This is a genomic window from Bacillota bacterium (genome assembly GCA_012518215.1).
Classification (GTDB): Bacteria; Bacillota; Dethiobacteria; order DTU022; family PWGO01; genus JAAYSV01.
Map to the genome: position 1 here is coordinate 177,940 of JAAYSV010000008.1, position 14,606 is coordinate 192,545.

Annotated in this window: 10 protein-coding genes and 1 tRNA gene; 2 read left to right on the forward strand and 9 right to left on the reverse strand. The window is 51.8% G+C overall.

Translation table 11 applies throughout. The features are described 5' to 3' along the window. Positions 1-13: 13 nt before the first annotated feature. From selB to GX364_02100, 4 genes are all read right to left on the reverse strand, one after another. On the reverse strand, positions 14-1,927 hold the full coding sequence (selB, locus tag GX364_02085; GenBank protein ID NLI69644.1) for a selenocysteine-specific translation elongation factor: 1,914 nt from the start codon (positions 1,925-1,927) through the stop codon (positions 14-16). A gap of 37 nt (positions 1,928-1,964) precedes the next feature. After that, entirely contained in the window at positions 1,965-3,383 is a 1,419-nt protein-coding gene (locus tag GX364_02090) for an L-seryl-tRNA(Sec) selenium transferase (protein NLI69645.1), read from the reverse strand. Positions 3,384-3,778: 395 nt separating this feature from the next. After that, entirely contained in the window at positions 3,779-4,966 is a 1,188-nt protein-coding gene (locus GX364_02095) for an acetyl-CoA C-acetyltransferase (protein NLI69646.1), read from the reverse strand. A 109-nt stretch (positions 4,967-5,075) separates the two neighbouring features. Then, entirely contained in the window at positions 5,076-6,860 is a 1,785-nt protein-coding gene (locus tag GX364_02100) for an acyl-CoA dehydrogenase (GenBank protein NLI69647.1), read from the reverse strand. Between the two features lie 467 nt (positions 6,861-7,327). On the opposite strand from GX364_02100, the gene GX364_02105 reads away from it, so the two are divergent. After that, a complete protein-coding gene (locus tag GX364_02105) occupies positions 7,328-9,772 on the forward strand; it encodes a glycogen/starch/alpha-glucan phosphorylase (GenBank protein ID NLI69648.1) in 2,445 nt (814 codons plus the stop codon). A 115-nt stretch (positions 9,773-9,887) separates the two neighbouring features. Here the strand turns inward: GX364_02105 and GX364_02110 are convergent, their stop codons facing one another. Beyond that, the gene (locus GX364_02110) at positions 9,888-10,493 is read right to left on the reverse strand and encodes a hypothetical protein (protein ID NLI69649.1); all 606 of its coding nucleotides are present in this window, start codon (positions 10,491-10,493) and stop codon (positions 9,888-9,890) included. A gap of 133 nt (positions 10,494-10,626) precedes the next feature. Then, positions 10,627-10,722: transfer RNA gene (locus tag GX364_02115), tRNA-Sec, on the reverse strand. A 187-nt stretch (positions 10,723-10,909) separates the two neighbouring features. Here GX364_02115 and GX364_02120 point away from each other — a divergent pair. Further along, positions 10,910-12,355, forward strand: a complete 1,446-nt coding sequence (locus GX364_02120) for a 4-hydroxybutyryl-CoA dehydratase (GenBank protein NLI69650.1) — start codon at positions 10,910-10,912, stop codon at positions 12,353-12,355. A 2-nt stretch (positions 12,356-12,357) separates the two neighbouring features. Here the strand turns inward: GX364_02120 and tatC are convergent, their stop codons facing one another. The 3 genes from tatC to GX364_02135 are packed head-to-tail and all read right to left on the reverse strand — an operon-like array spanning position 12,358 to position 14,539. Further along, positions 12,358-13,113 (reverse strand): twin-arginine translocase subunit TatC, encoded by a 756-nt coding sequence (tatC, locus tag GX364_02125; protein ID NLI69651.1) that lies wholly within the window; start codon positions 13,111-13,113, stop codon positions 12,358-12,360. After that, entirely contained in the window at positions 13,110-13,778 is a 669-nt protein-coding gene (locus GX364_02130) for a hypothetical protein (GenBank protein NLI69652.1), read from the reverse strand. The genes tatC and GX364_02130 overlap by 4 nt, the downstream gene beginning before the upstream one ends. A gap of 26 nt (positions 13,779-13,804) precedes the next feature. Further along, positions 13,805-14,539: a hypothetical protein gene (locus GX364_02135; GenBank protein NLI69653.1), complete on the reverse strand. Its 735-nt coding sequence runs from the start codon at positions 14,537-14,539 to the stop codon at positions 13,805-13,807. Positions 14,540-14,606 lie beyond the last annotated feature (67 nt).

The following is a 14,606-nucleotide window of genomic DNA, read 5'->3' on the forward strand; positions in this document are numbered from 1 at the left end:
TGCCCACCCCTTTTCAAAGTTTCCAGGGTACACGATAATCCCCCACCCTTTTCGTGTACTTCTTCTGGTCAAAATGTTCCAGCAATGCTTGCATGTATTTCCGCGAACTCTGCAGGCAGTCACGAAATTGAGCCATCGTAAGCCGATCATGTTGGCGAAAATGATCCCGCAACATCTCCAGTGCCTCTTCATACAGATCCTGGAGCAGATACATATCTTCACTTATTTTGATTATCCAACCGCGATCGCTCATGTATTCCAGCAGAGATTCGAGGTCAGCAATCTTCCGGTCAGTGGAAGCCGCTATTTCTCTTGCCGGAGGAGGCTGGAACCGTGCTTCGCTCAGAATCGACTTGATCTTGCTGATGAAAATCTCCTCGCCGGGTGTCAGTTCAGGTACAAAACCGGCTCTGCAAACCTTCTCTCCCTGACAGCTCACCACCCCTTTGGCCTCCAGATTGTCCAGGAAAGCATCGTATTCCCTGATGGAGAGTTCTGCCGGAATTACGCCCCTCAACTGCGCCCGCGGAACCCCGGCCAGAAGAGGATGCTTGCGATGATAGTCATCCAGAAAAGCAGTTACCTCCTCTTCCCATTTTTCCAGCGTTTCCGCCGTTATATAACTGCCCCCCAGATCCATGATCTTTCCCTCATCCTTCAGTTCCCCGATAAGTGATTCCAGCTTCTCCTTTCCCAACCGGGCCATCGTTTCAAGCCGTGAAAAATCGGCCACTTTCAACTGGCTTATCTTCTGGACCACGTATGATCTGTCCGTTCCGGAAGTCAGAATCTCTCTCTCCAGTTCCCGGAGGGTTTTTATGATTGTGCGGCGGGCGCGGCGCGGCCTCCTTTCCGAGAAAGGGTCGAGGACCATCCCCCCACCAATCGTCACCACCGGCGAATAGGAGCGGATGATGAAACGGTCCTTCCTGTCGGCGACCAGCGGCGACTCCAACCTGAGCTGGACAAGCCCCCTTTCCCCGGGCCGCAGGATCTCTTTATCCAGAATAGCCATACGCGCCACCACCCGGGACGTGCCAAGATAAAGATGCAGGGGGTCCAGGTTCTTCACGTCCCTGGTAACTCTATTCAATATCGTCACGGAGGCATCGAGCATCGATGTCCGCCTGAAATAACCCGGGGAACAGATCACGCTTCCCCGTTCCAGTTCACTCTTTTCCACCCCCGAAAGATTTATGGCCACCCTGTGTCCGGCAAAAGCTTCCTTGACACCGTGATTGAAAACCTCGATGTTGCGCACGCGCGCTTTCTCCCCCGCGGGCAACACTTCCACGATATCACCGATGCCCACGCGCCCCTGGATGAGCGTGCCCGTCACTATCGTGCCAAACCCGGATATGATGAAGGAACGGTCAACGGGAAGCCGCATCGGTGCATTCAGGTCGCGGGGTGCGACCATCCTTGTAAGCCGATCAAGCATCGCCCGCAATTCCTCTATCCCGGATCCGGTTACCGCCGAAACCCGGCAGAAAGGGGCTTCCTGCAGGAAAGTACCCCGAAGTTCTCCTCGCACCTCTTCCTCCACCATGTCCAACCATTCTTCATCGACAAGGTCGATTTTGGTCAGCACGACCAGTCCTTTTTCCAGTCCCAGCAATTGCAGAATGTTGAGGTGTTCGCGGGTCTGGGCCATAACTCCCTCGGAGGCATCGATCACCAGCAGTACAAGATCTATGCCCGCGGTACCCGCCAGCATATTGTTGATAAATCTTTCGTGGCCCGGAACATCTATTATTCCCGCTACCCGGCCTCCGGACAAAGAAAAAGAAGCAAAACCCAGATCGATGGAGATGCCCCTTTCCTTTTCTTCCTTGAGCCGATCCGTGTCCACCCCGGTAATCGCACTGATCAGCGCCGTCTTGCCATGGTCAACATGGCCGGCCGTACCGATTATCACCGCATCCAATTCTTATCACTCCGCACCATAGAGATTGTTTTTTGATCTATTCCCCGGGATTTACCGCCTTCATCATCACGGTAACAATTTCTTCCTCCTGTCCGGGCAAAACGGTCCGCAAATCCAGAAGCAAATGTTCCTGGTGGACCCTCGCTATCAGGGGGGGGTCTCCCCACCGCAATCTTTTCATCAACTCCTCCGCCGAAATGTCCCCGGATCGGTAGGAGATCAGATACGTGGGCAATTCTGCCAGGGGCATGGCTCCACCCCCCACACAGGAGGTCCCTTTCATTATCTGCCAATCCCCTGCCTTGACCTGCTGTTTCAAACGGCGCAGCAAACGGTCAGCCCTCGCCTTCAGGTCACGGGTATCAGCGGTCAACATCCCCAGAACGGGAATTTCACATCGGGCCTTCTCGTGGTCATGATAGAGGCGTAAAGTCGCCTCCATGGCCGCGATGGTTAGTTTATCAACGCGCAATGCCCTTGACAGCTGGTTATCACGCAACCGCCGGATCAGGTCCCTGTCCCCTACAATTATCCCTGCCTGCGGTCCGCCAAGGATCTTGTCCCCGCTGAATGAGACTGCCCCGACACCCTCTTCGAGGCATTCTTGCACGGTGGGTTCCGGAGGCAACCCGTATTCGGTGAGATCATAAAAAGCCCCACTGCCCAGATCTTCCACCACCGGCAAGCCAACCTGCCGACCCAGGGAAACCAGTTCTTTCCGGGAAACCTCCTCCGTAAAACCAATGATACGATAATTGCTTGTATGTACCTTCAGGAGCAATGCAGTCCGATCAGAAATGGCTCTTTCATAATCATGCCGGTAACATTTGTTCGTAGTTCCCACTTCCACCAGCGTTGCCCCGCTGGCTTTCATGACATCGGGAACACGGAACCCTCCCCCTATCTCGACCAGTTGCCCGCGGGAAACGATAACTTCCCTATCCCTGGCCAAAGTATTGAGAAGAAGCAATACCGCCGCGGCATTGTTGTTGACAATCAGGGAAGCTTCCGCCCCGGTCAAGGTGCATACCAGCCCCTCCACGTGGGCCAGCCGTGAATCCCTCCGGCCACTTTCCAGCGAAAGTTCAAGATTGGAATACTGCCCCGCCGTGGATGTAACTGCGTGGATAGCCTGTTCGGCCAGCGGCGCCCGCCCCAGATTGGTATGCAATATAACCCCTGTTGCATTGATCACATGGCGCAGCCCGGAAAAAAACCGCAGCCTTGCCCTTTCCGCGGCTTCGGCAGCAATCACGGCGGGGTCGATGGCCAGGTTTTCAAGTTCCTCGCCGGAGGAAGAAGCGATGATTTTCTCTCTGAAATGATCTATGCTCTCGCGTGAAACTTCGAGCAGGAGACCGTGGGGAATCCGATTCGCGATTTTTTGCAGGGGCTCTTCCTGCAAGATACGGTCCACCGCCGGCAAGGCCCTGAGAAAAGAGTTTTTAACGTCCATCCCGACACCTCTGACATATGATTTGATCATTTACTAAAAACTATCATACCACAAAACAATGGAATGATTAATCGAAGTGGCCAGTTACGGAAGATCCGCCCGGGCTGCAACCTGCATCCCCGTGGCCTCCGGGGAAAAGATGGGCCCTGTCGGAAGCCGTTCGCCGCCTCCGGAGTAAAGATGGAAAGGCCGACAATCCATCAAAAACTGGCCTTGCAAAAGCTCCCATAACCATGCGGAAAGGGCGGTGAGGCCTCTCCCTGATGGAAGCAAAACGGCCAACAAGACAGCCGGACCAAACCGGCTGTCTGCATCCCGCCCTGTTTTTCTGGTAGAATCACTGGCCGCGATTCGATCAACGCAACACCCGTTTGCCGGAACTGATCACGTACAGATTACATCCCTTTCACCAGCGTGGCAACGCCCTGCCCGCCTCCGATACAGAGAGAAGCGACACCCAGGTTGCTTTTTCTTCTCCTCATCTCGAAAATCAAAGTGATGAAGATCCTGGCGCCGCTGGCCCCGATAGGATGGCCCAGAGCAATCGCCCCGCCGTTGACGTTGACAATCTCCGGGTTCACCTGCAGCTCTTTCAGTACAGCCAGGGATTGGGAAGCAAAAGCTTCATTCAATTCAAAAAGATCGATATCTTCAACGGAGAGGCCGGTCTTCTTGAACAGGCGCCGGCAAGCAGCTATGGGGCCGGTTCCCATCACCCGGGGTTCAACCCCCGCCGAGGCAAAATTGATCACCTCCACCATGGGCTTCAGGCCAAGCTTCCCCACCACCCTGCCGGAAGCAAGGACCACTGCAGCAGCACTGTCGTTGATGCCCGAAGCGTTGCCTGCCGTAACCGTACCATCTTTTTTGAATGCCGGGCGAAGGGCCGCCAGTTTTTCCAGGGTTGTCCCCCGCCGGGGATGTTCATCGGTGCTGAAAGGCAGCGGTTCACCCTTTCTCTGCGGGACAGGCACGGGTATTATCTCATCATCAAACCTTCCTTCATCAATGGCGGCGATGGCCCTGTGCTGGCTCTGCAAGGCAAAAAGGTCCTGATCTTCCCTGCTGATATTGTAATCATCCGCAATATTCTCGGCCGTGATCCCCATGTGTATGTCCTCGAACGCACACCAGAGGCCATCCAGAATCATCGCGTCCTGCATCACCGTATGCCCCATCCGCCCCCCCCATCTGGCCATCGGCGCGAGATAGGGAGCCGCACTCATATTCTCCATCCCCCCGGCCACAACGATATCTGCATCCCCGAGCATGATGCTCTGGGCACCCAGATTGATCGCCTTCAGCCCGGAACCGCAGACCTTGTTTACCGTCAATACCGGTACTTCCACGGGTATCCCGGCATTGACAGCAGCCTGTCGGCCGGAACTCTGCCCGAGCCCCGCTTGCAGAACATTGCCCATGATCACTTCATCCACATCTTTCTTGTCCAATCCCGCCCTTTTCAGCGCTTCCTCGATGACAATAGAGCCGAGCTTCACCGCCGTTACATCTCTCAAGGACCCACCGAAGCTACCTACCGCTGTTCGCACCGCACCTACCACATATACTTTCTCCACTTGCAGTTTCACCTCTGATTCTATATGTTAAAAAATTGCCCCTGGTTCATAAAAAGGCGGGTGGCGTAACCAACGCCGCCCGCCTCTTTCAACTCCCGCTTACCCTTTCAACAGTCTACTTCTCCAAAAAGTATTTCTTCGCCTTGTAAGCCTCATCTGCCAATTCGCGCTTGATAACATAGGTGTTGAGCGGAATATTACGGCTCAGCAGGAGGATGTTATCCGTATTTCTTGCTGCTTTTTCCGGTTCAAAAGTACCGGCAATGACCTCGTTGGTCCATGCCTGGCATTTCGGAACCATTTCGCTCACCAGGCACTGGGTCATCAACATCGGCAGGCGGGCAGCTTCCTCACCACTTTCAGCGGCAATCTTCCTCGCCCTCAGCAAGGAGCTTTCAGCGGCGAAAACTTCCATGGCAATATTGGCCAGGGCCACCAGAATCTCCTGTTCCTGCTCGATGGCCTGTTCAAACTGACGTGCTGCATTGCCGCAAGCCAGCAGGAATAGTTTCTTCATGTTTTCAATGACGAAGGCTTCCTTCTCCGGTGACTCCGTGGGTACCTCCATCTCTTTCAGCTTGTCAAGTTCCCCTTTCAATCCGAAGACAGCGTCCATGAAAGGAAGGTCGCCGCTCATCGCCTTGGGAAGAAGGGTTCCGGGGATAAGCATGCGGTTGACCTCGTTGGTGCCTTCAAAAATCCGGTTGATACGGCTATCCCGGTACAACCTTTCCACGATATATTCGGCCGAATAACCGTAACCACCGTAGATCTGCACTGCCTCATCGACGATCTGATCCAGCCCTTCCGAGCAGTAAACCTTGTTGATCGAACATTCAATGGCGTATTCACGAATCGAATTGACAACCTGCTGGTTGGCATCCTCGGCATCCATGTCCACATCTTCCATCTTGGTGTCGATCAGTCCCACGGTGCGATAGACCATACTTTCCATGGCATAGGTCTTGATCAACATGTCGGCAATCTTGTTCTTGATCAGGTTGAACTGCGCGATGGGCTGGTTGAACTGATGCCTCTCCAGTGCATATTCGATCGAAGCTTCAATTGCTTTCTTGGCCCCGCCGACTGCACCGGCAGCCAGCTTGAAGCGGCCGATATTCAAGATATTCAGCGCCACCTGATGTCCCTTGCCGATCACATGAAGAACGTTTTCCACGGGAACCTTGCAGTCTTCCATGATCACGCTGCAGGTCGAAGATCCATGGATCCCCATCTTCTTCTCCTCGGGACTGATGGAAAGCCCTTCCGAATCACGATCAACGATAAAAGCGGTGAACTTCTCTCCGTCAATCTTGGCGAATACAATGATCACGTCCGCCCAGGCAGCATTGGTAATAAACATCTTGGTCCCGTTAAGTATGTAATGCTTGCCGTCTTCAGTCAGAACAGCCGTGGACCTTGCGTTCATGGCATCGGAACCGGCTTCCGGTTCAGTCAGTGCATATGCCGCAATTTTGTTTCCCACTGCCAGATCGGGAAGATAGCGTTCCTTCTGCTCCTTGGTACCGAAATAGACGATCGGCAGGGTACCGATACCCGTATGAGCACCGAATGCCGTGGAGAAGGAACCTGAATAGGTCAGGGCTTCGGCAATGAGCGCCGAAGTAGTCTTGTCCCCACCGTCTCCGCCATATTCTTCGGGAATATCGCTGCCAAGAAGCCCCAGTTCCCCCGCTTCTTTCAACAGGCCTACCGTCACCCCTTCGGCTTTGGCTTCGATCTCATCAGTGAGGGGAAATACTTTGTTCTCACCAAAATCATCACACGTCTTCTTGATCATAAGATGCATGTCATCCAGTTCTTCGGGGGTAAAAACATCATCTGGACCAAGCTGGCTGAGCAAGAAAGACCCACCTTTTACATAATCCTGTTCACTCATACAACAATTCTCCTCCTTGATTTTTTTTAAATAAAACATTTTTGGTTGAAACCAATAACTATACTTACTTAACTATTTCGCTAGTTAAGTTTTATTCCCTGCAAGATTCCAAAAAAAATATATTTAATTTTGCCACATCCTGCAATATTGCCACTTCATGCGCAAGTCCCGCAAATTTAACGGCCCCATTCAGCCGGTACATTGTCCCCCTGTACCATTTTTGAAAACAAATCGGTTATTTCCCGGGCAAGCGCAAAATGCGATTCCATTCCCTGTTTTTTGCCAAAATCAGTTTTCGTCCCCTCCCCGGGTCTGAAAAAGTGTATCCTTTCCCCGCGCCTCCGTGTTTCTTGGTTTCGCGCACTGTTGTAAAACATTGATACAAATCTGCCATTATTTTTACAATTAAAAATAAACGAATCTGTGTTTTAATGTAATAGCGATCATGTTATGGGACGTGGTATGTCATGTTTGGAAACAAGGAACGATTCAAAGCATGTTTTGTTGAAAAACTCAAAAATCTACGCGGGAAAGATTGCCTGCAAGCAACTTCTCTGGATATTTACCAGGTTCTGGGCACGATGATCCGTGAAGCGATCACGGATGAATGGTCGGCTACGATGGCGCGGTATCATGAACTGGGTGCCAAGCAAGTTTACTATCTGTCCATGGAATTTCTCCTGGGGCGTCTGCTGGAAAGCAACATGATCAATCTTCATATCCTGGAACTGTGCCGCGAAGGGTTGCACGAACTTGGCATCGAACTGGCCGACATTGTCGCTGAAGAACCCGATGCCGGCCTGGGAAACGGCGGCCTTGGCCGCCTGGCGGCCTGTTTTCTGGATTCCCTGGCTTCCCTGGGCCTGCCTGGCCATGGATGTGGAATCAGATACAGATACGGGCTTTTTGAACAAAAAATTGTCGATGGTTACCAGATAGAACTCCCCGAAAACTGGCTCAAGGAGGGCAATGTCTGGGAAATACGCCGGGTAGAGGAAACGGTTGAGGTAAAGTTTGGCGGGCACATCGAATTTGAAGAAAGAAATGGCCGCTACTTTTTCCACCATAGAAATGCTGAAATAATCAATGCGGTTCCCTATGATATGCCCATGATCGGCTTTGATGGCAAGACTGTCAATACGCTTCGCTTGTGGGATGCCGAGGCATCCAAAACCGAACTGTGCGCCATCATGGACTGTTACCAGCGTATCGTTGACTACAAGCATAACCTGGAATCAATCTCTGCTTTTCTCTATCCCGACGACTCACATCATGAGGGCAAAATACTGCGTCTCAAACAACAGTATTTTCTTGTTTCCGCCGCCATCCAGAGTATCACCCGCTGTGTCAAAAACAGGTATGGTTCCCTGGAAAGATTGAACGAGCTGGTGGCAATCCATATCAATGACACTCACCCGGCTCTGGCCATTCCCGAACTCATGCGCATCCTGATGGACAGGGAGGGAATGTCCTGGGAAAAAGCATGGGAAATCACAACCGGGACAATCTCTTACACCAACCATACCACCCTCGTGGAGGCTCTTGAAAAATGGCCCGTGGGTCTGTTCAAACCATTGCTGCCACGTATCTACATGATCATCGAGGAGATCAACAACCGTTTCTGCCAAACCATAATGAAAGAATACCCCCTCTACCGGGACAAGATCGGCTCCATGTCCATCATTGCCGACAAACACGTGAAGATGGCTCATCTTGCCCTGGTAGGCAGTCACAGTATAAACGGTGTAGCCAGGTTGCATACCGAAATCCTCAAACACCGGGAGATGAAAAATTTCTACGGGATATTTCCGGGGAAATTCAATAACAAGACCAACGGGATCACTCACCGCCGTTGGCTTTTGAAGGTCAACCCGCTGCTGTCAAATCTGATCAACGAAACCATCGGGCCGGATTGGATCAAACACCCCCGTTCCCTGATAGCATTATCTGATTATGTCGAAGATTCAGCTTTTCTGGACAGGCTTTACGATATAAAACAGTGCAACAAAGCTGCGCTGGCCCGGATTGTAGAGGAAAAACATGACCTTAAAATCGATACCCATTCCATCTTCGACGTCCAGGTAAAACGGCTCCACCTTTACAAACGCCAGCTGCTCAACATCATGCACATCATGGATCTCTACAACCGCCTTCTGGAAAACCCGGATATACAGATAACCCCCCGCACCTTTATTTTTGCAGCCAAGGCATTCCCGAACTATTATCTGGCCAAAAAAATAATCAAGCTGATCAACACCGTGGCCGGGGTTATCAATACCGACCGCAGGATAAGGGACCGCATCAAGGTCGTCTTCCTGGAAAATTACCGTGTTTCGCTGGCTGACATCATTATCCCCGCAGCAGATCTGAGCCAGCAGATCTCGACGGCGAGCAAGGAAGCTTCCGGTACAGGCAACATGAAATTCATGTTGAACGGCGCGGTGACAATCGGCACCCTTGATGGTGCCAACATCGAAATAATGGAAGCCGTCGGTGAAGACAATATCATCACATTCGGATTGACGGCCGATGAAGTCAACAATTATCATGAAAAAGGTCATTACCGTTCTACCGATATCTACAACACCAACCCCCGTATCAGGAAGGTAACCGACCAGCTGATAAACGGTTTTCTTCCCACCGGGGAACATGAATTCAGGGCCATTTTCGATCATCTCATCGGCGGCAACGATGAATTTTTTGTGTTGAAGGATCTCCCCTCTTTCGGTGCCGCCCGTGAAAGGGCGGAGCATGCATACGGCAACAGGCAAAGCTGGCAGAAAAAATGCGCTGTCAACATCGCCCACGCGGGCAAATTTTCCAGCGACCTTACGATAAAAAGATATGCCGATGAGATCTGGAAAATCGAGCCCGTTACCACAGCCCTGCCGACAGAAATCGGTCAGCGGTAACTGCTGCACCCCTGTTTCCTTTCGATTGCAGCCATAAAAATTCATAAAAAATGGGGAGAACGCAAATCGTTCACCCCGGTTGTTACTTCCTCCACCCCATCAAGCCCGAAAAGGTCTATCCGTTTTCTTTTTCTTTCAGGGCCTGGATCTTCTTGGACAATATTTCAATCTTCTTCTCCAGTTGTTCCACATCCTGCCTGGTAACGATCTTGCTTCTGACCGCCTCGACCCCCTCCATCAATTTGATCAGATAGATATTTTTCTGTTCTTCAAATTTATCCATGAACGAATCGACCAGACTGTCGGCATCCTCGATGTGCAGGCCCCCTTTTTCGGCCAGAGACCTGGTCAGCTCCTCGGCCCTGTCTTTCCATTCCAGGACAAAATCGATGGCCTGCGATATAAATTCACCGGACAACAATGCCTCCACGATGCCACTTTCCTTGATACAAAAACCCTTTTTCCCCTCCGGAACCCCCGGTGAGGCGTCCGCGGCTGGAGAAGACTGCGGATCGGTGTCGGTAACCGCCTGTTCCACTATCCGGTCGGCTTTTCGCATCCGTTTCCTTTCAATTTCCTCATCTGTCAAAGATACCAACCAATGCCCACGATTGTCTTTGCGCGCCTCTATTGTTTTACGTTCTATCCTCCTCTGGATCGCGCTCGGTGTAACTCCAAGAAGCAACGCCGCCTCTTTCTTCGAATATTCCCTTCTGCTCATGCTTTACCCCCCTGTCAAATCAACTTCAAGTCTGCCCCCGGAAACAAACTGATGGAATGGCACCACTCACACTTCATTTTACCACAAATTATGTTTTACGTTAACCCCAACTTCTCTTCTTGCAACACAGCAATGGCGGGAGTAGATGGGAATCGAACCCACCGTGGACGGATCGCGCCCACCACTGGATTTGAAGTCCAGGAGCGTCACCAGACCGCCAACTACCCCCGTGCAGGAAACTTGTCCACACATTATCTTACTAGAATCATCCGAATTAATCAACCTTGAACAGCTCCCCCGGAAACTGCTTCAAAACGGGGCTGTGCCAAAGAAATTGGCATTCAAGCAGGACATCTTCTCCCTTTGTTTGAATATTTTAAACATATATCTATCAAACATCGGGAGGGAAAAATAATATGCCTGAAAACAAATATATCAGCAGCCTGAAAAAATTGAAGCGCAAAGTCTATATCCGGGGCACCCCGGTCGATGCACCGCAGGAACATCCGCTGGTGCAGCTCAGCACCGCAGCAGTAGCCCGGTCCTATGCTCTGCAGGGCCAGCCGGAACACGAACAGCTGATCTATGCGAACTCTCATCTGGATGGCCGCCGCATCAATCGTTTCACCCATATTCATCGCTCGGCAGAAGACCTGATCAACAAGGTAAAGTTGCAGCGTCTTCTTGGCCAGCAGACGGGAACATGCTTTCAGCGTTGCGTGGGCATGGACGCTTTGAATGCACTGGAAATCACCACTTTTGAACTGGAACGGGATCTGGGCACACCCTATCATCGTAATTTCAACCATTTCCTGCAGCAGGTTCAGGAGGAGAATGCTGTCTGTGACGGGGCAATGACCGACCCCAAGGGGGATCGCAGCAAGCGCCCCCATGAACAGGCCGACCCCGATCTATACCTGCGAGTAGTCAGCCGGAACAGGGAAGGTATCGTGGTCAACGGTGCGAAATGCCATCAGACCGGCGCGCTCAATTCCCACTACATCATCGCCATGCCAACCACGGCAATGCGTGAAGAGGACCGTGATTATGCCGTGGCCTTTGCCGTGGAAGCGGATAACCCGCAATTGATCTACATTCTGGGGCGCCAACCTTCGGATCTCCGCAAAATGGAACCTGATCGTGCCGACACCGGCAACATGTATTTCGGTGGACAGGAATGCCTCATCATCTTCGATCATGTTTTTATCCCCTGGGAAAGAGTATTCCTCTGCGGGGAATACGATTATTCCGGCCGGCTGGTCGAACGTTTTGCCGGTTATCATCGCCAGAGCTACGGCGGCTGCAAGACCGGAGTGGGCGACCTGCTTATCGGTGCAGCGGCCTCATTGGCAGAATACCATGGCCTCGACAGGGCTTCCCACATCAAGGATAAACTTGTGGAGATGATTCATCTGAATGAAACGATATTCTGCTGCGGTATTGCCTGCTCTTCCCGGGGCAACCCCACCGCTTCGGGAACGTATCTTGTTGACCTTCTGCTGGCCAATGTCTGCAAATTGAATGTGACCCGTTTTCCCTACGAGATAGCAAGGCTTGCCGAGGACATCGCCGGCGGTCTGGTGGCCACCCTGCCATCACTGAAAGATCTGGAACATCCGGAGATCGGGCCGTTGTTGAAAAAATATTTTCAAGGCGTTGCCGGCATGGAAACCACCTGCCGCCTCAGGATGCTGCGTTTTGTGGAAAACCTTACCCTGGGAGCAGCAGCCGCCGCCTACCTGACCGAATCCTTGCATGGCGCCGGTTCACCTCAGGCCCAGCGGGTGGTCATCGCCAGGCAGGCTGATCTGGAAGGGAAGAAAAGAATGGCCCGGAAGTTGGCTGGAATCAAGGATGATTGATTTCAAACATCCAGGAGATTGTCGGCATCCTCGATCTTCTTCTGTTTCCGCCGCTGTACCAGCACCACCATGAAGATGCCAAGCTCGTAGAGAATCATCAGGGGGAGAGTCATCAAAACCTGGGAAAAAACGTCCGGCGGGGTAATTATTGCCGAAAGAACCAGCATGACCAGCAGGGCATACTTGCGGTTTGCCCGCAAAAAAGCCGGGCGGACCAATTCCAGGGCCCCCAGGAACAGAAACACCAGTGGAAGCTGAAAAGCCAGGCCGAAAGCAAACATGAATGATATCGAAAAGGAGAGATAGTTGTGCAGGGTGAAAACGGCTTCCAGCGTCTCATCTTCAAAACTTTTGAAAAACTGTATGGCCATGGGATACACGACCATGTAGGAAAATACCAGCCCGGCAACAAAAAGAAAGATCATGAAGAGCGGAAGGAAGATCATCAGTTTCTTCCGCTCCCTGGTCAGGAATGGCCAGAACAGGGCGATGATCTGATATATCAACAGGGGAGAAACGAGCACGACCCCTGCAGCAAAAGCAAGCCGGATATTGGCCATCAATGCTTCTGCCGGTGAAATATAGATCAACTCCGGGTTTCCAGCCGGTTTCAACAGAAGCACGCGGATTTCATTGATATAGTAGAAACAGACGATGCCGGAGACAAAAACACATACGATCATGATCACCAGGCGCTTTCTGAGGTCCTCGAGCCTGGCCAACCAGTTGCCTGCCCTGTTGCCCCCTTCCTCCATCACCGTTCCTCGCTTTCCCCTTCATTTCCGGTTCCATCAAGACCATCGTAGCGGGCAATCTCCTGCCGGGCATGAAGATACAGATCGGAGCCTTCCGGTTCGGAAGCCAATATTACCTCCAGCTGTTCCCGGGCAGCCACCGGATCGCGACGGTATTCATCCAGCAATTTACTCAAATAATAACGGTCAAGATTGTTGTCAGGATCCCCTGCAAGCCGTTCCCTCAGAAGCCCCTCCCCCTGGACCGCTTTCTCCGCGGCTTTCTCGTCAAGGCCCATCATGCTGTAGACATCGTAAAGCTGCATATAATTCTCGGGTTCACGGGGTTCCATTTCAACAGCCTGTTCCAGAACCGAAGCTGCTTTTTCCAGATACTTTTGCCTTTCCTCGACGCGATCAAGATACAAAGAACCGGCAATATATGCGGAAGCCAACTCCCTCAACAGATATGCCCCGGGCTCATTTTCCTCCAGGTATTTTTCCAGGGAAGCAATCCATTCTTGACTTCGCTCCACGGCATCCCCGGAACCGGAATTGGTCTGGCCATGGTTATTTCCCGCACCCTGTCCGCCAATAATATTTACCATATTGTAAAGGGGCAGAATCATGGCCACCACAAGGACAATGACCACCAATGTTGCCCAGAATCCTCTGCCGCGCCCGATCAATGTGCAGCAGCCCCTTTCGATCCATATTATTTTCTACTGATTTTATCTTCACTGAACATGACCAGCAGCCTGCCGCAGTTCTCACAATACACCAATGATTGTGGATTGTAAAGGTTGCCCCTCTGGGCCGAAGAAATGAATACCCGACAACCTTCACAGATATTGTCGGCAACACGTGCCATCCCTTTTTTGTCCGGTCTCTGACACACTATCCTGTACCTTTCCAGGTAAAAATCATCTATCTTTTCCAGAAGCCCCTTTCTCTCCGTTTTCAGTTCGGCGATATTCCGCTCGATTTCGGCCATCCGTTCTTTCAGATCGGAGCGTCTGCTCTCCATGATCTTCTTGCAATCTGCCACCATCATCTTCCCGGATTCCCGGGTTTTCTCCACTGTTTCCAACTCCTCGATCAATTCGAGGATTTTGTTTTCCAGGGCATCTTTGTTTTTTTCAACGCTGGTCAGACGCTTCTCCATCATCTCCAGTTCACGCACGTTGGAAACCTCACCGCCGTACAGCCGTGTCTTCAGGTTCTTGATCTCGTCGGTTGCAGATTGCAGGTTGAGTTCCTGCCGCTTTATCTCCTTCTGCCTGGCTTTGATGTCTTCGCCGATTTCTTCCAGCCTCTCCTTCTCCCTGCGGAATCTGTCCTCGCTTGCCTTTGATTCCGCAATCAGGGGATCTTCTTTGAGTTGTTTTTCCAGCTCCGCGATGGATGTATCGCACTCCTGCAGATGCCACAACAGTTCCAGCTGTTCCATGCAAGCCCTCCTCTCCTTGTAAAAACCTTTTCAATAAAAAAGGATAGGGTTTCGACCCTATCCTTGC

Bases quoted from the DNA above. Each gene is read 5' to 3' on its own strand.
- GX364_02090 (NLI69645.1), bottom strand. From the start codon at position 3,383: ATGGACGTTAAAAACTCTTTTCTCAGGGCCTTGCCGGCGGTGGACCGT.
- GX364_02100 (NLI69647.1), bottom strand. From the start codon at position 6,860: ATGAGTGAACAGGATTATGTAAAAGGTGGGTCTTTCTTGCTCAGCCAG.
- GX364_02105 (NLI69648.1), top strand. From the start codon at position 7,328: ATGTTTGGAAACAAGGAACGATTCAAAGCATGTTTTGTTGAAAAACTC.
- GX364_02110 (NLI69649.1), bottom strand. From the start codon at position 10,493: ATGAGCAGAAGGGAATATTCGAAGAAAGAGGCGGCGTTGCTTCTTGGA.
- GX364_02120 (NLI69650.1), top strand. From the start codon at position 10,910: ATGCCTGAAAACAAATATATCAGCAGCCTGAAAAAATTGAAGCGCAAA.
- GX364_02135 (NLI69653.1), bottom strand. From the start codon at position 14,539: ATGGAACAGCTGGAACTGTTGTGGCATCTGCAGGAGTGCGATACATCC.